Annotated in this window: 22 protein-coding genes; 15 read left to right on the plus strand and 7 right to left on the minus strand. The window is 38.4% G+C overall.

Annotated features, from left to right (window positions below; genetic code table 11):
- Positions 1–113 precede the first annotated feature (113 nt).
- Genes nfo through MLC35_RS09840 form a run of 3 tightly spaced genes read right to left on the minus strand, consistent with a single transcriptional unit; the run spans position 114 to position 1,633 of the window.
- Positions 114–1,004 (minus strand): deoxyribonuclease IV, encoded by an 891-nt coding sequence (gene nfo, locus MLC35_RS09830; RefSeq protein ID WP_434636785.1) that lies wholly within the window; start codon positions 1,002–1,004, stop codon positions 114–116.
- A complete protein-coding gene (locus MLC35_RS09835) occupies positions 1,004–1,474 on the minus strand; it encodes a hypothetical protein (protein ID WP_434636788.1) in 471 nt (156 codons plus the stop codon). The genes nfo and MLC35_RS09835 overlap by 1 nt, the downstream gene beginning before the upstream one ends.
- The gene (locus tag MLC35_RS09840) at positions 1,475–1,633 is read right to left on the minus strand and encodes a hypothetical protein (RefSeq protein ID WP_434636790.1); all 159 of its coding nucleotides are present in this window, start codon (positions 1,631–1,633) and stop codon (positions 1,475–1,477) included.
- A gap of 101 nt (positions 1,634–1,734) precedes the next feature.
- Between MLC35_RS09840 and MLC35_RS09845 the strand changes: the two genes are divergently transcribed.
- The 13 genes from MLC35_RS09845 to MLC35_RS09905 all read left to right on the plus strand — a co-directional run bounded on the left by MLC35_RS09845 (position 1,735) and on the right by MLC35_RS09905 (position 14,794).
- On the plus strand, positions 1,735–3,003 hold the full coding sequence (locus MLC35_RS09845) for a Y-family DNA polymerase (protein ID WP_434636792.1): 1,269 nt from the start codon (positions 1,735–1,737) through the stop codon (positions 3,001–3,003).
- A 190-nt stretch (positions 3,004–3,193) separates the two neighbouring features.
- Positions 3,194–3,595 (plus strand): prepilin peptidase, encoded by a 402-nt coding sequence (locus MLC35_RS09850; protein ID WP_151899545.1) that lies wholly within the window; start codon positions 3,194–3,196, stop codon positions 3,593–3,595.
- Positions 3,592–3,867, plus strand: a complete 276-nt coding sequence (locus MLC35_RS09855) for a hypothetical protein (RefSeq protein WP_151899544.1) — start codon at positions 3,592–3,594, stop codon at positions 3,865–3,867. The genes MLC35_RS09850 and MLC35_RS09855 overlap by 4 nt, the downstream gene beginning before the upstream one ends.
- A gap of 13 nt (positions 3,868–3,880) precedes the next feature.
- Entirely contained in the window at positions 3,881–5,761 is a 1,881-nt protein-coding gene (locus MLC35_RS09860) for a hypothetical protein (protein WP_434636794.1), read from the plus strand.
- The gene (locus tag MLC35_RS09865; protein WP_434636797.1) at positions 5,761–6,954 is read left to right on the plus strand and encodes an AAA family ATPase; all 1,194 of its coding nucleotides are present in this window, start codon (positions 5,761–5,763) and stop codon (positions 6,952–6,954) included. The genes MLC35_RS09860 and MLC35_RS09865 overlap by 1 nt, the downstream gene beginning before the upstream one ends.
- Positions 6,945–8,510 carry a CpaF family protein gene (locus MLC35_RS09870; protein ID WP_434636799.1) on the plus strand — a complete coding sequence of 522 codons (1,566 nt, stop codon included), beginning with the start codon at positions 6,945–6,947 and terminating at the stop codon, positions 8,508–8,510. Before MLC35_RS09865 ends, MLC35_RS09870 begins: the two co-directional genes overlap by 10 nt.
- Positions 8,510–9,445, plus strand: coding sequence for a type II secretion system F family protein (locus MLC35_RS09875; protein WP_151899540.1), 936 nt, complete (start codon positions 8,510–8,512; stop codon positions 9,443–9,445). Before MLC35_RS09870 ends, MLC35_RS09875 begins: the two co-directional genes overlap by 1 nt.
- Positions 9,442–10,278: a type II secretion system F family protein gene (locus MLC35_RS09880; RefSeq protein WP_434636801.1), complete on the plus strand. Its 837-nt coding sequence runs from the start codon at positions 9,442–9,444 to the stop codon at positions 10,276–10,278. The genes MLC35_RS09875 and MLC35_RS09880 overlap by 4 nt, the downstream gene beginning before the upstream one ends.
- 11 nt (positions 10,279–10,289) lie before the next feature.
- The gene (locus MLC35_RS09885; protein ID WP_434636803.1) at positions 10,290–11,186 is read left to right on the plus strand and encodes an SAF domain-containing protein; all 897 of its coding nucleotides are present in this window, start codon (positions 10,290–10,292) and stop codon (positions 11,184–11,186) included.
- A complete protein-coding gene (locus MLC35_RS09890; RefSeq protein ID WP_434636805.1) occupies positions 11,176–11,601 on the plus strand; it encodes a hypothetical protein in 426 nt (141 codons plus the stop codon). The genes MLC35_RS09885 and MLC35_RS09890 overlap by 11 nt, the downstream gene beginning before the upstream one ends.
- 12 nt (positions 11,602–11,613) lie before the next feature.
- A complete protein-coding gene (locus MLC35_RS09895; protein ID WP_434636807.1) occupies positions 11,614–13,446 on the plus strand; it encodes a hypothetical protein in 1,833 nt (610 codons plus the stop codon).
- Positions 13,447–13,540: 94 nt separating this feature from the next.
- Entirely contained in the window at positions 13,541–13,732 is a 192-nt protein-coding gene (locus tag MLC35_RS09900; protein WP_434580351.1) for a hypothetical protein, read from the plus strand.
- Between the two features lie 144 nt (positions 13,733–13,876).
- Positions 13,877–14,794, plus strand: coding sequence for a DUF234 domain-containing protein (locus tag MLC35_RS09905; protein WP_434580352.1), 918 nt, complete (start codon positions 13,877–13,879; stop codon positions 14,792–14,794).
- Positions 14,795–14,803: 9 nt separating this feature from the next.
- Here the strand turns inward: MLC35_RS09905 and MLC35_RS09910 are convergent, their stop codons facing one another.
- Positions 14,804–15,607: a J domain-containing protein gene (locus MLC35_RS09910; protein ID WP_418640690.1), complete on the minus strand. Its 804-nt coding sequence runs from the start codon at positions 15,605–15,607 to the stop codon at positions 14,804–14,806.
- Between the two features lie 156 nt (positions 15,608–15,763).
- On the opposite strand from MLC35_RS09910, the gene purF reads away from it, so the two are divergent.
- Together purF and MLC35_RS09920 are read left to right on the plus strand one after the other, a co-directional pair.
- Positions 15,764–17,119, plus strand: a complete 1,356-nt coding sequence (gene purF / locus MLC35_RS09915) for an amidophosphoribosyltransferase (RefSeq protein WP_418640691.1) — start codon at positions 15,764–15,766, stop codon at positions 17,117–17,119.
- Positions 17,119–18,078 carry a TIGR01212 family radical SAM protein gene (locus MLC35_RS09920; RefSeq protein ID WP_151899531.1) on the plus strand — a complete coding sequence of 320 codons (960 nt, stop codon included), beginning with the start codon at positions 17,119–17,121 and terminating at the stop codon, positions 18,076–18,078. Before purF ends, MLC35_RS09920 begins: the two co-directional genes overlap by 1 nt.
- Here MLC35_RS09920 and MLC35_RS09925 read toward each other — a convergent pair.
- From MLC35_RS09925 to hisIE, 3 genes are read right to left on the minus strand one after another with little or no spacing between them, the layout of a single operon-like run.
- Entirely contained in the window at positions 18,075–18,623 is a 549-nt protein-coding gene (locus tag MLC35_RS09925) for a DUF2393 family protein (RefSeq protein ID WP_418640693.1), read from the minus strand. The genes MLC35_RS09920 and MLC35_RS09925 overlap by 4 nt on opposite strands.
- Positions 18,620–19,132: a DUF2393 domain-containing protein gene (locus tag MLC35_RS09930; protein ID WP_434580355.1), complete on the minus strand. Its 513-nt coding sequence runs from the start codon at positions 19,130–19,132 to the stop codon at positions 18,620–18,622. The genes MLC35_RS09925 and MLC35_RS09930 overlap by 4 nt, the downstream gene beginning before the upstream one ends.
- 7 nt (positions 19,133–19,139) lie before the next feature.
- Positions 19,140–19,820, minus strand: a complete 681-nt coding sequence (gene hisIE, locus MLC35_RS09935; RefSeq protein WP_151899528.1) for a bifunctional phosphoribosyl-AMP cyclohydrolase/phosphoribosyl-ATP diphosphatase HisIE — start codon at positions 19,818–19,820, stop codon at positions 19,140–19,142.

The following is a 19,820-nucleotide window of genomic DNA, read 5'->3' on the forward strand; positions in this document are numbered from 1 at the left end:
CTGCGGACAATACTATCTTATTTTTCCTCAAATATCTATAAAAGACACAAAGCCCGCACTGAAGTACGGGTTCCAAATGCAATACCAATTCTCTCGGAACCGGTAGTTTAGTCTTAGAGCTGGAACGAGTATAAAAGTGCTATCTCCTCAGCCCATATCGTTTCATCTATCGTTTCCAGGATAAGCGGTATATCATCCATACGTTCATCGTTCATGATGAATCTAAACGCATCCAGTCCGATTTCACCCTTGCCCAGTGAGTGATGTCTGTCCACTCTGCTCCCCAAAGGCGGTTTTGAATCATTCAGATGCATCCCGCTCAGATACTCAAAGCCGACAATCTCACCAAATGCATTCCATGTTCTCTCATAGGCTTCACGCGTGCGTATATCATAACCCGCAGTAAACATATGACAGGTATCTATACAGACACCGATTCTTGATTTGTCTTCTACCTTGTCTATGATATATGCCAGATGTTCAAACTTATACCCAAGGTTACTGCCCTGTCCTGCCGTATTTTCTATGACTGCTTTGACATTTTTTGTTTTATCAAGTGCCAGATTGATGGACTCGGCTATCACATCCAGACATTTGTTTTCGATTTCCTCTAAAAGGGCCTTGTCTTCTTTTTGTTTTTTGGTAAGTTTCGCCAAATGGCTGCCGGGGTGAAAGTTCAGTTTGTCTAGTCCCAAAGCATCACAGCGCTCCAGTTCATCTATAAAAGCCACGCGTGATTTTTCAAGTTTATCAGCTTCGGGATGCCCCAGATTTATCAAATAACTGTCATGCGGCAGTACATGTTTTGGTAAAATTTCGCTCTCTTCTAAGGCAGTTTTAAACTTTTGTATCGTCTCATTGTCAAGAGGTTTTGCAACCCACTGTCTTTGGTTTTTTGTAAAAAGGGCAAAGGCTTTTGCACCTATGGCTTTGGCATTAAGCGGTGCATTGTACACACCGCCGCTTGCACTTACATGTGCGCCTACATATTTATGGCCTGTCATCAGTTTGGTTCCTTAATTTTAATGAGTATATGGTTTTTTTTGTCTTTAAAATAAATTTCTCGGGAGTTTACCCTATATTTTATATCTACATCTGAAGTTTTTATATTTTGTATAAATCCGTTATCTTTTTTTAAGCTGTTTTTACCGTCATATATCTCTTTCCCCAATATTACGTTTTGCAGCAAAGAAGGAGGATAAACACCAGACAAATACTCTTGATTAAAACTGCTTTTGCTTATACATCCCTCATTCACACAGATCAGATGATTTATATGAATGCGCTGAAGCACATGCCCTGCGACAAAAAGTTCCAGCTCTATCGCATCTTTGCTGTGCCGTATATAGCCTATATCTGAAAACTTTAGTCTTGGAGATTTTATGATGACAATCTTCGCATCCGTGTGGGCATAGTTTTTTATACTGCATCCCCCAAAGAGGAGAAGTATAAAAACCGCTAAAAAATATCTCATCTATTTTTCTAAAAACTTACCGCATTTTTTTGTCACAGTGCCGCCGAATTCTCTGATTTCTCGTGCTGTACCGTTTTTTGCTATCACCTGTCTTTTACACTCGTCTTTTGCTATACACTCTTTATTTTCACATCCTATATCTTCGGGTACCTGTGCCATATCCGCTTTCCTTATTAAAATAATTTGATGAAATTATAATATATTTTTGTCAATTTGCAATACTTTTAAAAGATTTCTTTTTTCTCTGCTAATATTAAATTATGAAAATCCATATTGACATCGACTGCTTTTTTGTCAGTGCAGCTCGTATACTTGAGCCTTCTTTGGAACACAAACCTGTTGCCATCGGCGGAAGAAGCGATACAAAAATATTTACCAAAGACGCAAAGAACCAGAGAGTCAATTTTGAAAATTCCGGTTCGTTTGTACCGACTTTTTATAAAGCCTATGAAAACGGGGATGATCTCAAAAGTTTTCAGGACGAAGATGGACGTATCCGCGGTATTCTCACAACTTCAAGTTATGAAGCCCGTGCCTATGGCATCAAAACCGCCATGAGTATTCGACAGGCTCTGCAACTCTGTCCGCATCTCATCATCAAAGCACCAAATATGTCTTTGTACCAGGAGCTTTCTCACAGACTCCATGACTTTCTAGCACGCAAAATTCCGCTTGTCGAGCAGGCATCTATTGACGAATTTTACGGAGATGTAAGCGGATGGATAGATGATGAAGAGATACCACAGTTTATAGACAGCTTGCGCCATGAAATCAAAAAAGAGCTCCAGCTTCCTGTCTCCATCGGTGCCGCATCCACACGCTACATCGCAAAACTTGCAACAGGCTATGCCAAACCTTTTGGATGCAAAACGATTACAAAATACGAATTTGACGGATTTGTCAACCCCATCAAAGTAGAAGATTTCGCAGGCATAGGCAAAAGTATGAAAAACAAACTGCACAGTGCACAAATCAAAACACTCGGAGAACTGCGAAAAAGACGGGGAACTCTGGAGTCATGGGGACCGTATGCAAAAGAGCTCTATAAACGTGTCAACGGAGAAAGTGATGCGCAGATTAAAACGACCCATCAAAGAAAATCCATCGGAATATCCAGAACTTTTGATCCGCTCTATGACAGAGCAGAACTGCTCAGACGGGTTCACATTCTTGCCAGACATCTCAGCTTTGCCATTATAAAACTTCAGGTAATTCCCACTGTTTTTCATTTGGGTATTGCCTATGAAATGCATCAAAAATCTCACAAAAACATCTCTCAGGCAGAAATATTTACCGAAAAAAAGTTTGATGCCTTATGCATTTCTCTTTTTCATGCGGCTGACATTCACAAGCGTCTTTGTGTCGTTCGTTTGAGTATCAACTGTTCAAGCTTTACGAGGGATTCAAAAAAAGAGCTCTCACTTTTAGGCTTTGAAGAAGAAAGAAAAATGTATACGCTTACATGTAAAACACAAAAACTGCGTGAAAAGTACGGTATGGATGCCCTCAGATTTGCAAGTGAACTCTAAAATCAACATCATAATCTAAACTTATATTTAAAAAAACAAAAACTACTTCGAAAAGTAACAATTATCATTATTTTTTCTTATTTTGTACTAAAATTCATTGTTTTTCACATACTTCAAATTAATTTAAGCTTCTCTTCCATACAATAGCTCAAATATCACAAAAATATCAAAAAAGAGTGTAGGGAATGTGATGATTATATTTGTTTATTTTATAGTTATTGCTTCTGTTCTCTCTTATATTGACAGTAAAAAAAGAGTTATTCCGGACAGAATTATACTTCCGGCATTTGCAGTGTTGGTTATTTTAAAATGGTGGGATGCAGACCTGTCTGTGTATGATTTATATGCGGTCTTGATTGTACTTGTCATATTTATCATCCCTGTTATTTTAAATATGGCTTTTGGCGGCGGTGATTTACGATTTGGTGCCTTTTGTGCCCTTTTTGTAGGTTTGTCACAGGTTGGGTATTTTATCATATTTTCAGGGCTGATACATCTTGTGATTTTAGCTGCTCTGAAAAAGAAAAGCTATGGCTTTGCTCCGGCTATGAGCATTGCCGCAATACTGAGTTATACAATAGGAAAATTATGAGAAGAGGTTCTGCAGCACTGGTACCATTGTTCCTGGCAATTATGCTGCTGTTTTGGTTTATCTGGTTTATGGGCGGTGAGAGTGACAACCTCCACAAAGTCAACCAGTTGGAAAATTTGCAGCATACGCAGGAGCGTCTAATTATTGCAGCCTGCCAAAAGAAGCAGGAGCTTTATGATGCAAACAGAAGTCTCACCGATGCGCAGTTAAATGAAAAAGTGAGTCAATACATTCATAATATTATGGTGTTAAACAACATAGATGAAAACTAAAAAAGGGGAAAAAATGAGAAAAATCATACTTGTAAGTCTGTTTGTACTGACGCTGGTACTCTCGGCAAAGACAACAACAAATGTGACGTTGCAGACACCGTATGAAGAAGAGGACGTGCAAAATGACTATGGTGACAAGATTATGTACCAGAATGTCAAAATCAATACGCAAAATTTTAAAATCAACAATTTTTGGGGAAAATTTTCAGATGCCGCACAGGACCAGTCCAATTTTACAAATATTGCAACTGCCGCAAATGTAAAACTTACAATAGAAAATGTCTTTACATGTAAAGACGGCGGGCTACCGGAAGAAGGCTGTTCAGGGCAAAAACCGTTTTTGATTAATGATGGAACTTTAGCTAATCCCCAACTGCAAAAAGATGCCATGGGACAAATTTTGCCTACAGGTGAATATAGAATTCCTTTTGATTCCGCACAAAACTATGATCCTGACCATGATGATGCTTTTTATGCTTTGGATGTTTTTCGAGACGGCAAATATTACCAGGATGACAATACAAATGATTATAACAATGAAAAACCAAGAACTTTTTTTGGTTATATGGTACAACTGATCAAAACTTATTTTTCTCCGCAAAACGATACAACAATAGTAGATGCTTTAACGCAAAATGAAATAGAATCCAGAAACCGATATATGGCAAACATTATTTTTGGTCTGCAACAAGACTACCGTATAAAAAAAGAATCTGCTATCGATACGAACAGTATCAATCAGGCTTTTTCTACAAAACAGCCCTCTTTGCTTGATTATAATGCCCTAATGATAAATGATACAACAGGCTGTGACGGCATCTTTTTTACCTTCAATCCGGACAGTCTGACATGTAAATTCCAAAACTTTTTCGGGATGACGCAATGGATGCCTTTTTTTGGAAACGGTGCCAGTCTGCTGGGTGAAAATTCCAACAAATCCAGCATACAGTCAGACTCTGTTTTAGAGGATACAGAAACAACTCTGCTGACACTGGCAAGCAAACTCGACAATACCAATTATGTACAGCCTAAAATTGATCCGCAAACAGGAAGAGTAGGTATTCTCGGAGAAGTTTTTAAACCGATGATATTCATGGCAAAATCCATGTTTCGCTTTTTCTTTGGAGAGAACTCAAAAACACTCACAGAAACTGTCAGTGTAAACTTTGATTTTACAAATCATATGCCTTTGACTTTTATGCAGGTACAAAACGGCATAGTCAAAGGCTTTGAGTATTTTAAACTTTTAGGCATTGAAAGTGTTTATGGAACGGAAGTACAGTCTTGTACAGTAAAAGATGAAAAAGGAATCTTTGGCTGGCGTTCATCATATCAGACATTTACACAGGGAATTCCAACGGACACAACATTGGATGGTGGGAAAACACGCAAGAGATGTGCAGATGATTCGGCTGTATCTGATTATAACCTACTCTCAAGAACATCCGAAACTTATCATGACCATTGTTTATATCTCAATCCGTTTAATTATTCTACACAAACAGAATATACTATTCACGTATCTACTGAAGATTGGCTGGACTGGTGTAAGCGCAATCAAGGCAGACAAAAGAAAGGTTTGTTTGGAAGAATAATTGACACCTTTACAAATATTGTGAGTATTTTATCGGGACACTCTTCCAATGGAGCCGATTATGATACGCAACTTGACAATCTATTGGACAAGAATGATTATAGCGTTGTCGAATACAAAGAAAAAGTACACAAAGGACTTATTCTCCATCTGAAAAAAATAGACATTGAAGATATTAACGCAACAACTCCAGGAACAACAACAGAGTTTGAAATCATTAAAGTCTCACGAGGCAGTCAGAACAGAAATGATCAAAACAACAACCAAAACAGTAACAGTCAAAACGGAGGAATGCATTAATGATAATAGCCTATGTATCAAAAGTCGACAAAGAGTGCTACAATGATCTAAAAGACGAATTTACCGATGTCAAAAACTTTAACTCCATCAATGATTTTATCAGTTTTTATGCTGTTAGCAAAAACCGCGATGTGGTACTTCTTTACAGAGTTGAAAGCCTAGAAGACATTGAAAAGATTGAAGAGATACACTTTAACAATAATATTTATATGATTGTTATAGGCAAGAATGATACAAAATTTTCTCTGCTGGCAGGAAAAATCGGTGTAGATGTATACCTCAGTGAAGAAGAAGCCAATTCGGGACTTATCACAAACCTCATCATCAAGTCACAAAGCATTATAAAACAAAGACGCGGAAACAGTAACATATCTGTATTTACAGGTATCAGCGGTGGAGTTGGAACAACAACAATTTCTATGAATCTTGCAAAAACACTGGCACAGGACCATCCAGACAAAAATGTTTTATATCTTGATTTTGCCTACACAAAAGCTGTTTCTAACCTGTTTTTTAATTATCCGCAGCCCAAAAAAACCATAGTTGACATATCTAGTGTGCAAAATCTGGATATGCAGGAACTCTTTGAAAACGGTTTGGAAAAACTGAATGACAACCTCTATTTTGTCCCGGGTGTACAAAAACATACTGACAGAGAAGAGCTGGAAAAACCTGAAAACATACAGATGTTTTTAAACTTTATCATGTTTATCAAAGAAAAATTTGACTTTATCATTATAGATGTCGGGGTTTTTGAAGATGTCGATTTAGAGATAGATATTCAAGAGATCGCAGACAATATTTTTGTCATTACCGAATTTTCCATTCCTTCCATGTCTATTTTAAAAACATATATAGATATCATTGACAAAAGCGGATGGTATTCCAAAACACACATCATAGCCAACCGTTCCGACTCTTTTGGAAGTGTTACCCAGGAGGAGGCAAGAAAGATACTCTCAAAAGGCCTAAAACACAACTTTGAAATTGCTTTTGCCTTGCCGAATGATGCTGTTCATTTACGAGAGTGCTGGAATGAAGCGCAACTTGTCTGCGACGAATACCCGGATTCGCCTTTTATGCTAAAGCTCAAAGAGTTTGGAGAAAACTTTTTTATTCATGATGCTTCTTTGTATGAAAATGCCCACAAAGGCGAACACTCTTTCTGGTCCAAGGTGAAACGATGGCTCTAAAAGAAAAAATCAAAGAACGCCACAATAGCACTGAAGAGAATGTACAGGTCAAGAGTACTGCTTCAACTGTACATATTGAAGAGAACCTCTGTTCTGAGTTTTGTTTCCCGCTGATTTACAGAAATGAAGAGTATTTTCAGCTTGCCTGTTCTATATATGATGCTTTTGTCGAAAAACTCAATATTAACGGAAAACTTACAGAAAAAATGATACGGGAAGTTGTCATCAAACATATCTCTGAGTTTACTTTGCCAAAACCTGCCCTTAAAACGGAAATAGCCGACTTTGTTATAGACAATCTGCTCAACTACGGTCCGATTTCAACGATTATGCGTCTTGCAGGACAGGGGCTCAATGATATTTTGGTCAACACAAAAGATTATATTGATGTTATTTACAACGGCCAGACTATAGCAACACCGTTTAAATTCAGGAATGAAGAAGATTTGCGCCGTTTTATTAACAGAATGCTCATGGCTTCAAACAGAAAAATCGATGAGTCACACCCTATTGCCTCTGCAAAACTGCCTGACGGCTCACGTATAGAGATACAAATACCGCCTGTTTCTGCAAACCTTGACAGCGACGGCAATCCCGGCTCCTATGTCACTGTGAGAAAATTTCGCGAGATTCCTCTGCTTTTTGAAACCTTGATAGACTCAAATATGATTGATTTGAAAATGGCATATTTTCTCATAAAAGCCATACGAGGCAAACTTAACATTGTTGTCTCCGGCGGTACATCAAGCGGAAAAACAACTTTTTTAAATGCCATTACCCGTTTTATAGACGAGGGCGACCAGCTGCTCACCATAGAAGATACAAAAGAGATGAAACCGCAAATGCCCTGCCATGCGATTCGCTCCTTTGAGGCACGTCCGCCAAACGAAGAAGGTGCAGGAGCGATCACGATTGAGAGCCTGTTACGTACGGCTTTGCGTTCAAGTCCACGACGTATTATTGTCGGGGAGTGCAGAGGTCCAGAAATTGTCACGATGCTCAATGCCATGAACACGGGACATCCGGGTTCTATGACAACAATTCATGCGGATGATACAAAAGAGGCAATTGTAAGAATTGAAAATATGTTCCTAGAAGCACGTCCTACGGCAAATATGACCTTTGTACGCTCACAAATTATCTCTGCTGTTGATTTGATAATACAAATCGTCCGTTTTCCCGACGGAACAAGACGCATCGTCAAAATATCTGAACCTGAAAGACGCATAGAAGAAAACGGTGTCGTTTCCATGCTGGACCTGTTTGAATTTCAACGCAATGCCAACAGTGACAATCCGATGGATTCAAGCGGAAATTTCAAAGCAATTTCAGGTTCTTCGCGTGCTATATTAAAGATGATGCAAAACGGTGTCACAATGGAGAGTCGTATCTTTGACAATGATTATGTTGTCAGCAAAGAGATGCTTACAAATGAGCTTAAGGAGTTTCATCCAAAAAGAATGTGCGGATGGAAAACAAACTATATGTCTGAGATTATACAATCCTCCTATATCTCAAGCAAAAGCATATTAGAAAGATGGCCGAACCTAAAATAATGACTGAATTACAAATAGACATATTACTTATCTTTGTCATTACAAGCAGTGCTACTGCACTTGGCTATATTCTCTTGGCAGAGTATAAACGGACAAAACACATTAATTACATCAAGCATGTCATATCACTTGTGGATGTAGATGAAGATGACATTTTACGGGAAAAACATTTAGAAAGCAAAAACACGCTGAAAAACAAAATAAACGCTCTGATGCTTCAGGCAGGATTTCATTTTTCTCCTTACATTTTTGTTCTTGTTTTTTTCGCATTTTCTCTCCTGGCAGGATCTCTCTTTGCACTTTTTCTACGCCACTGGAGCGGATATCTTATAGGTATCCCCTTTGGTTCGTTCATCTTTTACATGATTTTACGTGCCATTATAGACAACAGAAAAAAGAAATTCAACAAAGCACTTGCCGTTGCAATTTCAGTGCTTGTAAAAATGATGAAAAACGGTATTGGGTTTGAACAGGCACTCAGCAAGTCAGTTTCAGTTTCAGGGTCCAAGCTTTTTCGTGACATATTTGCAAAATTTTTCCAGGAAAAAAATACTATCGGAGAGATGGAGGCTTTTAACAATTTAAACCAGTTTATCCATTCCAAAGAACTCCGTATCTTTGCCTTGGCGATTAAAATAGGGCGCGCGAGCGGCGGACAGTTTTCAAATACTTTGGAAAAGGTTGAAAAAACGATCAGCTACAGAGAAAAAATGCAGGAAAAAGTAGATGTTGTTACAAGAGAAAGCAGTGTAGGCTCATATGTCGTTGTTTTAATTACCATCTTTTTATACTTTTCGCTGAATGGGAACTTTGACGGGAAACTGCATCAGTACTTTATGGAATCCCAATACGGAAGATTTCAGCTTTTGGGTATTGCTCTTTGGGTATTTACCGGCATAATGATCAATAAAGTATTGACAAGGGTACACAAATGATAGAACTGTTTTCATACATTACTCTTTTCATCTCTCTTGGCATTATCGCTTTTTTCCTCTCTTTGTATGCTTATGTGCATTATAAGCACAGGAGACTTTTAAGCGCCATTTTTGCCAAAGAAGATGACATAATTATCACTGACAATTTCAGTGCAAAAAAAGCAGAATTTAAATTAAAGCTTCAAAGAGCGGGACTTACACGCAAACAGTTTAATGAAATAGTATTTGCAAGTATTTTGGCAGGCATCTCTTTGATATCGCTGATTTTTATTATGGATTTTAGTTTTTTAACTGAGCTTTTTTTAGTTGTGTCAGGTGTTGCCATAGCAATATTTATGCCCTATATATATGTTGAAGAACAGATAAAGGCAAGAATCAAAAGAATAGAAAATGATTTGCCTATCTTTATAGATTTGCTGATTATCATTCTTGAAGGGGGCGGAGGACTCAACAATGCCATAGACAAAGTAACAACAGAAGGTGCAAGTGTTTTAGGTCCAGACCTCTTAAGTGAGTCTAAAAAGTTTAAAAACGAGTTTATAACATACTCAAGCGATGTAGCGTTTACAAATCTTGTCAACCGTACAGGAAGTGATGCAATTGCCACTATTGTCGGATTTATGCGACTTTCCGAGGAAACAGGAATCGGTGTCAAATCTATATTTGAGAATCAGGCGCAGGAGCTTAAATCAATGGAAATGCTAAACATAGAGAAAAAAGCCGCAACGATGAATATAGGCATTACGCTGGTCATGTTTATATTCATCTTACCGGCAGTCATCGCAATGATAGCATTTCCAATGGCAGCAGATGCCTTAATGCCGGGATTTTAAAAGGGAGTAATATGAAAAACAGAAAAACAAGAATAATCATGGGAATAATGGTCGGACTGGTGCTTTTTAGCTCCTCCGTAGCACTTCTTCTATACCTCAAACAGGGAAAGACAAAAGAGCACAAGGAAGCAGAAGTTGAAGTTTTTGTTGCGGCAAAAAACATACATAAAGGGGATGTTATTAATGCAGATTCACTTAAAAAAGCAAATCTTGCCAAAAGCTATATCAGCTTTACTCCTTTGACAGATACAGAAATTATAGGCCGATATGCCAATGTAGATATCTACAAAGGTGAGCCTATTCGTCCTGAAAAGATTGTTACGATACCGCCAAAAACCGAGCAGGAAGCAGAGGCGAAAAAGCAAAAGAAAAAAGAAAAACAGGTACAGCCTCAAAAGACAGAAGCACCACAGCAGGTCACCAAAGACACACTCTCAGTCGCACTCTCTCTTTTTAGAAACCAGGACACATCTCTGCGTTCGGGAGATTTTGTAGATATAGCCTGTGCCATTCCTTCTGCAAACAAAAAAACTCCAGATCTCTTTTATACAAAATATGTCGCTTTACATGTAAAGATAGATACCTTTGTCATCAACGGAAACAGACAGACAAAACCTCTCAGCTACAATGAAAAGCAAATGCTTACCAAGGCAGATACTGTCATATTCCAAATGGCACCAAAAGAGATTAAAAACTTTTTGGCGTATTACTATAAAACACAGGCGCTTAACAGTAAGCGAGTCTATAATCTTCACAACTACGGAGGGCAGTTATGGATGATAAAAACACCCAAAGAGATCAACGTCAAGCTGCAAAAACAAAAAGAACTTCTCCTTGTAGACAAAAAAATGTTTAAAAAACAGAGAAAAAAACATGTACAAAGAGTGAAAATATCCTATGAAAACTAAACACAATTTTCGCAATGCCTTTGGTATGGGTCAAATCATGGCGATGCTGCTTGTTGTTCTGCCGACTTTGGCATTTATCATAACACTGATGATAGACTACTGGAGTGTCATGCAAGAGGATTACAAACTCAAACTCATAGCCAATCAGACCTCTACCGTACTTGACAGTGAACAGGATCTCAGAAGCAATACTCTCAATGCAACACTCGATACAGAAGTAGGAAGCAGACTGTGTCCAAAAGGAACAACCATAAGCTTTTCTGCTCCGGCCGATGCAACCTTGCCTGGTCAGGTCATTGTAACCATAAAATATACCCATAACGGTCACTATTTTAAAAACAAAACCTTAAGTACACAGATGCAAACCTATTCGTATCATGATCAAAACATATCAATCACCGGCACCTGCCAATAAAAAGGGGAAAAAATGAAAAAAATACTACTATATCTTGGAATCTGTCTGCATCTTTTTGCAAACGACATTCTTGTCTTTAACAATGAGTACCAGGTCCTACCCTTGCAAAAAAAGATCAAAAAACTCATTGTCGGTAACAGAGAAAACATTAACGTTTCTCTTTTGGAGAGTACGGCAAAAGGAAGTTTGCTTAAAATATTTGGTAAAAAAACAGGCAACACCTCTATTCTTATCATTTACAGGGACAACTCCATAGAAAATTATCATGTCTATGTGAATGAGAATCTCGGCTATATTCAAAAAATGATCAATATTATTGAACCGAATCTTTCACTCAGCATGGTCGGTAACGACTCTGCCGTTATTACAGGTGTATTTAAAGATCCGCATGACAAAAAAAGAATTTATGAGATTTTGAAAAAAGGCGGTGTAGATACAGACAAACTGATGGATTTGACAAAAACACGCAGAGTCAACAAAATGATTCGTACAAAACTCTACCTCATTGCCGTAGACAACCAAAGAGCAAAAGATTTGGGTGGTGTTACCGGACTGGGATTTTTCAACAAATATGTCAATGCAACAGCCAATGCGGGTGCTGCAAACTCTGCAACATTTAGTGGTTTTTTACTTGACAACCTGGGAAATTTTACAACAGCAACCGGAAAATCCGTTCTTGCTACACTCAATTTTTTACAGACAAAAGGGGTTGCCAATATACTTGATGACACGGTGCTCATTACAACAGAAGACAAAAATGCAACCTTTCGCGTAGGCGGGGAGCTTTATATCCCGACAGGTATTATACAAAACACAGGAACGGCACCCACCATTCAGGTGACAGAAAAAGAGTATGGTCTCAAACTTACACTCACAAGCAAATTTATGCAGACAGAGGGCTATATGCATATCAATGTAGATATTCAAGACAGTGCCATAGACCCTAACCCTGCCAATAATGTTGCTCTTGGAGCCGGCATCTCCATTCCCTCTTTTATCAGTAAAAACATTCAGACAAATGTGGTTGTAAAATCTGAACAGGTTATAGCCCTGGGTGGTCGCCTGCACAGTGAAAATTCCAAAAGTGAAGAAAAAATCCCTTTGTTTGGAGATATTCCTTTACTGGGCGAGCTTTTCAAGCATAAAGTTGAAAATTTAAACACAACTGATTTGATCTTTTTACTTGTCCCTGAGATTGTGGATGCCAATGAAGAGATAGATGACACTGACTTTTACAAAAATTTTAAAGCGCAAAGTACTGTTTTTCATGCAAAGGTGACTGACACTCCGAAAAAAATTCCCGATACAGAGCAAAACACTACAGAAACGGCACCATCAGAAGTATCACATATTTCATTTCCCGCTCCGATTATAATAGATGAAGAAGAAAGTCTGCAAACTCCACCGGAAGAGAATGCCAAACAACAGACACAACAGACACAACAGACACAACAGACACAACAGACACAACAGACACAACAGACACAACAGACACAACAGACACAACAGACACAACAGAAGATAGCACAAAAAACACAAAAAGCAGCACAAAAGACACATGAACTTACAATGACAATGCCAAAGAAGAAAGAAACAGCAGTAAAAAAAGAGACAAAACCTTCTCTGCAAACCTATGCTGTCAATGCGAAAAAGATATTTCTCAGAGAAAAACCTGTAAATGGAAAGCGTGTTAATGTTTGGAAAGAAGGGCATAAGTTTACATCAGACATCTCCAAAACAATCAACGGTGCAAGCTGGTTAAAAGTAAAACAGGACTGTTACCGTACATGTAAAGATGTAAATACAAGTGTATGGATTTCACAAAAATACACAAAAACACTATAAGCTAGGTTAATAATTGGTTTAAGTAAATATTATTTGCTTTTCTTATATAAAAGTGATATACTTATCACAACTTTATCACAAAGAAGGAGAGAATATGATAAAAAATCTATTCAAACGTATTAAGTCACAAAAAGGTCTGAGCGGTGTTTTAGTTGCTCTTTTATTAGTAATTGTCGGTGTTGGATTGGTAGCAGGTGTAGATACATATTTAGGGAAAGCCAAAAAGGCTATTACGGATAAGACTTCAGCAAATCTGCTAGCAGATCAAAATATTACTGTACCATAATATACTTAACAAAGTTTTTCGGAACCTAGGTTTTAAACGTTAAAGCGTAACTTAGAAAGTACGGGTTCCGAAAAAGTTACTTAACTTACAAACCATAAAGGCGAGGCGAAAGCATCACTTCCAAAAATATGTTACAATTAACATATGACAAAGACAAAACTTCTTGAGCAGTTTCGCTCTTTTTATTTTAAAAACTACCCCGATGATATGGAGACGCAGATCTCCTACTTCGCAGTATTTGGCGGACTTGACTGGGAAATTGACACGACAAAGCCTATTGAAGAATTACTCCGGCTGCTTGTATTGGACAATTTTGAAGCTATAGATGCACAGATGAGAGAACTCACTCTCAACAATACCCTCAACCGTAAACTTCTCAAAGCCCTTGCAACAGGAGACAGACGTATCTTTTCTGCCTTTAACAAAGCCGGACTCAACAATGCCAACGGTGGAGCAGCCCTTAATTTTTTGCAGGAAAAGGGCCTGATTCAACTAGAATATTCACGGGAAGAGCATCCTCGAGACAAATATCCAAACATAAAGCTAAAAAGAGAAGAGGCACGCCACCGCATATCACACAAAGTCCTTTTTACCCACCCTTTTGTCAGGTTCTGGTTTTACTTTGTCATACCCCATATCAAAGAGATTGAGGCACAGAAATATGATGCCTTTTTCAAAGATTTTACCCTGCGCCACAACAGTTATACCAGCCTGGTATACGAAGAACTCTCCGAAGTCCTGCTGAACTATCATCTTCGTGACGCACATATACGCAGCAGCGGCAGCTACTGGGATGCAAAAATAGAAATAGACATTCTGACCATCACACAAAACGGCCGTATCTATGTCGGAGAGTGCAAATGGACAAACCACATCATCAACAAAAAAGAGCTGCATAAAATACGGGACAAATGCCAGAAACTCGGGATTGAACCGACCCAAATCGTTTTGTTCTCAAAACGGGGGTTCTCCAAAGAACTCACCCAGCTCAGCGGTGCAGGTCTGGCACTTTACAGCAGCGAGGACTTTCAGGCACTGCTTAAAAAACGCTCTCTCAAGTAAAAAGTATAATTAACTGACAACACGCAGTGCCTGGTACGCTTCTTGCAGCAGCTGAAATTTTTGTGTGTAATGTTCTACCAGATAAGGACTTTCATGAAAAATTTTGTCCGGATGATAAACTTTTGTCAGTTTTTTATAGCTTTTTTTCAAAGCATCCTGCGAAGCACCGATCGGACATTCTAAAATCGTATAAAAATGTTTTTTCTCTTCATCAAAAGAGGCTTTGCATAAATCTCCGAAAGAAAAATTTGCAAAATCCGAGTAGAGTTTGGACATAAAATGATTGTCATAGGTATACTGAATCTGATAATGCAAGATATGACGCTTGTTTAAAGCACGTTCCAGCCTTGCTTTTGACCTAAAATCACTGACATCCACCACCAAAGAAATATCTGTTCCCCGCTCCACATACACTTCAAGCTGTGAGCGCATATAGTTGAGCACCCATGAATTCGGACTGTCCAGTGAAATAAGCACCGTATCTTTATCATATGCATAGAGATGTACTTTTATAGTTTCAGGCTCTTCCATCCTGTTGAGTTCTATTTTAATCGGCTGATTGCCAAACTTTAACATGGAACGTAAGAAAAATTCATGATTGAAATCATGTGTTTTCGCATGAAACTCACTTAACTCTCTTATGAAATTCTCTCTGACCTGCGTTAATGACTGATTTTGAAATACAAGTACAGCTTTAGGTAAAAAGAGCATACCACGGGCATGATGATTTAAAAATTCTCTCATCCAACTTGTATTTAAGGTATCAAACCCTGTAGTGATAAGAATAAGATTATTGCGCAAAACAATTTCCATATATCCTACCTTTTTTGAAAATATATAATTTATAGCAAAAACAGTTCCACTTTGAAAATAAATTATATCTATTAATTAAGACAGCTTTGAGAATATTTATAGATATTTTGAGTATAATTGCATCATAATTTAATTACAACTTATCAAGGAAAAAAATTGCGCGAAAATATGAATGAAAAGTGTGCTGTTGTTGGGATTTTTGGTCATAAAGAGGCTTCAAAGTTAGCCTACTTTTCTCTTCATTCTCTCCAACACCGCGGACAGGAAGCAGCAGGTATCAGCTCATCTGACGGAGAAAAACTCCATACTATCAAAGATCGCGGACTTGTCATGAGCGTCTTTAACGAAGACAAACTTGCTACTTTAAGCGGATCAAGCGCTATAGGCCACACCCGCTACTCCACAGCGGGAAATGATTCCATTCTTGATGCACAGCCTGTATTTGCAAGATACGATTTGGGTGAGATGGCAATTGTTCACAACGGTAACCTTACAAATGCTGATGAAGTACGTGCCAGACTGATCAAACGCGGTGCAATTTTTCAGACATTTATGGACACTGAAAATCTTATTCATCTTATCGCCAAAAGTGAGCAGGACAAACTTCTAGACAGAATTATAGATGCTGTTCAAAAAATAGAAGGTGCTTTTTCTCTTGTCTTTTTAAGCAGAACCAAAATGTTCGCTATGCGTGACCGTTTCGGATTTCGACCTTTAAGTCTTGGGCGTTTGGCCAACGGCGGCTATATTGTGGCAAGTGAAACCTGTGCCTTTGATCTTGTGGGGGCTACTTTTGTCCGTGATGTGGAACCGGGAGAACTTCTGATTTTTGAAGAAGGCAAAGCCCCTCAAAGTGTAAAAATCTTTGAACCGACACCAAAACACTGTATCTTTGAATATGTCTATTTTGCCCGTCCTGACTCTTCTGTCTTCGGACAATCTGTATATGAATGCAGAAAAGAGATGGGAAAAGAGCTGGCAAAAATTCAGCCTGTTGAAGCCGATTTGGTTATCCCTGTGCCTGATGGTGGTGTACCTGCTGCAATCGGTTATGCACAGGAGAGTGGAATTCCCTATGAAATGGGAATTATGCGCAATCACTACATAGGGCGTACCTTTATAGAACCGACACAGGAGATGCGTGATTTAAAAGTGAAGATGAAACTCTCTCCTATGACAGACATTATCAAAGGCAAAAGAGTTGTCGTTATAGATGACTCTATAGTCAGAGGTACAACTTCAAGAAGAATCATCAGAATGCTGAAAGAAGCAGGAGCAAAAGAAGTCCATATGCGTGTCTCTTCTCCTCCGACTACCGATCCGTGTTTCTACGGTGTTGATACACCAAGCAAAGAGAATTTAATCGCTGCAAATATGGGTGTGCAGGAAATTTGTGATTTTATAGAAGCCGACTCTTTGGCCTATCTGGATGAAGCATCACTCTTAAGAAGTGTGAATGCGACACAGGATATCTACTGTACAGCCTGTTTTACTGGAAAATATATCGTTTAATGGAACAAATTTATACATACGGTAATTATTTAAAAAACAAATTTGGTGTAAAAGTACACAAGGTTGGCATCAATATTTCCGGCTTCACCTGCCCGAATATTGATGGAACCGTGGCCAAAGGAGGCTGTACATTTTGCGAAAATGACTCTTTTTCAGCCAGTACTGATGCCGTTGTGGAGCTCAAAGGATTTCACTTAAATCTTGAATCAAAAGAGAATCCTTTTTTGCAAAAACAACTCAAACAGCTTGAACTGCAGTTTGATGCCATATCAAAACGCCAGAAAAGAGAGTATGGCGCAAAAAAATTTCTTGTATACTTTCAATCATTTACCAATACCTATGCCCCTTTTGAAACCCTCAAAGCACTCTATGAAAAAGCGCTCTCTTTTGAGAACGTGGTAGGGTTAAGCATTGGTACACGTTCTGACAGCATCACAGAAGAGACACTTGCCTACCTCTCAGGCCTTGCCAAAGATAAAGAGATCTGGATTGAATTTGGCATTCAGTCTGTATATGATGAAACACTGGAAAAAATCAACCGTGGGCATGACAGCGAAAATGTTAAGGAGTGGATTATCAAATCAAAAGAGGCAGGTCTGAATGTTTGCGGGCACCTTATCTTTGGTCTTCCGGGAGAAACGCAGGAGATGATGCTTGAGACCTCCAAAGCCGCTTATTCATGGGGAATTGATTCTGTAAAATATCACCCTCTGTATGTTGTAAAACGCACTGCCTTGGCAAATGAATTTAACCGTGGAGAGTTTACCCCAATCAGTGAGCAGGAATATCTTGATGTGCTTGTAAAATCTCTTCTGATGAAACCCAAAAATGTCAATGTCCAAAGAGTGACAGCAGGCATTGATGATGATTCCCTCTTAGCTCCAAAATGGTGCCGCAACAAGAACCAACAGATAAAAAATATTAACGCCGCACTTAAAAAAGTCGGTCTAAAGTATTAATGCCCGTATGCTTTTGCAAATTCCGCAGTACTTCTGAAATAGGGCGGATATCTGAAGTATACTCTAAATGCCTTTGCCTGACCGGGTTTGAGATTTCTGGCAACAACAAACTTTTTCGTAACGGTTTGCGGTTTGTGTGATCCCATTCCAAAACCTCCGGAAAAAAAGTCCATAAAACCGCTGGGTTTATAAAAATTCCCGCCTTTTACATTTCCTGTTGCATGCCCTTTATTGACCAGTTTTATTTCAAAAGTCACTTTTCCTACAGGAAATTTTCCGACATTTCTAACAATACCGTAATAGGCTATCTCTTCCGTGCTCAAGAGCCTTTTGTTGTGCAGTTTTTCCAACTGCACCTTTTTCGTATACTTATCAACAATCATAACAGAAAAAACAGCCATAAAAACAGTCACCAAAATAATAGAAAATATCATAGAATAGACTAGTTTTTTGTTTTTTTGTTTCACTGCACTCACTATACCGGCAATACTCAGTAAAAAGATTACAAAGAAAACTATATAATGCCAGTAATTAAAGAGTGTCATTTACAATTTCCCTCCAGAGATACATTATAGTCTTTTTTATATGCAAACGGTTCTATGATAATTTTAAACTCTCTTGTTTGCCCTTGTGCTATATCAGGTTCTAGAATCGACATTTTTTGAAATGGTTTTAATCGTAAAAGATAGTTTTTGTACTTGTTCTTTGTAACCCTGTAGACTTTTGCAGTGATTTTACACTCGGAAAAATCGAATTTGGATTCATTTGTGATACTTCCTTTAACCACCAAAGCCTCCACAAAATGAAGTCTTTTTTGCGAAAGCAACTGGACAGAATTTTTAAAAAGATATTTGTGCATCTCGATATAACCAAGCGTAGGACCGAGAAGAAGTATTGCAAATCCAAAAAGAACAAAAAAGATCGCAAGAATTATCTTTTTTCGAAGGAGAAGTGCAAGAATAATAAAAAGAAGAAAAAGAAGAAATGACATACCAAAAAGGATATAATCATACGTTATTAATCCATGAATAAATGCCAACAGCTTCTCTTTCATATTTTACTTACTCTTTTCTTGCGTTTTTTTCAGCGATGCCACTCATGTCAAATCTACGGGCAAGCTCCTGTTTTATTCTGTCTGGTGATATATTTTTAGAAGCGAGCGCCACAAGCATATGGTAGGTCAAATCTGCCGCTTCATACACCATCTCTTTCTCATCATTGTCTTTATGTGCAAAACAGTATTCACCGGCTTCTTCAACAACTTTTTTCAAAATTGTATTTTCCCCTTTGCTTAAGAGTTTTGCCGTCCATGAAGTGGCAGGGTCTGCACTCTTTCGCTCTTGAATCGTATGATAGAGTGTATCAATAACACCGTATGCAGCCTCGGTATTTACCTCAACTTCAGAAGTAATCTCACCGCTTTGCAGCTCTGTAAAAAAACATGATTTTCTCCCGGTATGACAGGCTACTCCGTTTTGATTGACTTTTATCAGGAGCGTATCATTGTCACAGTCAATAAAAAAAGAGACGATTTCCTGCGTATGTCCGCTGCTTTCGCCTTTTTTCCATATACGCTGTTTGCTTCTTGAAAAGTAGTGTGCCTGCTTTGTTTTGAGTGAAAGTTCCAAAGCCTCTTTATTCATGTAGGCCATCATCAGCACTTCATTGGTCGTGTTGTCCTGGACAATGACAGGCAGAAGCTCCTGCTTCTCCCAATCTACTCTATTGACTATTTCCTGCAT

This window comes from Sulfurimonas sp. NW7, from assembly GCF_051132265.1.
GTDB classification, from domain to species: domain Bacteria; phylum Campylobacterota; class Campylobacteria; order Campylobacterales; family Sulfurimonadaceae; genus Sulfurimonas; species Sulfurimonas hydrogeniphila.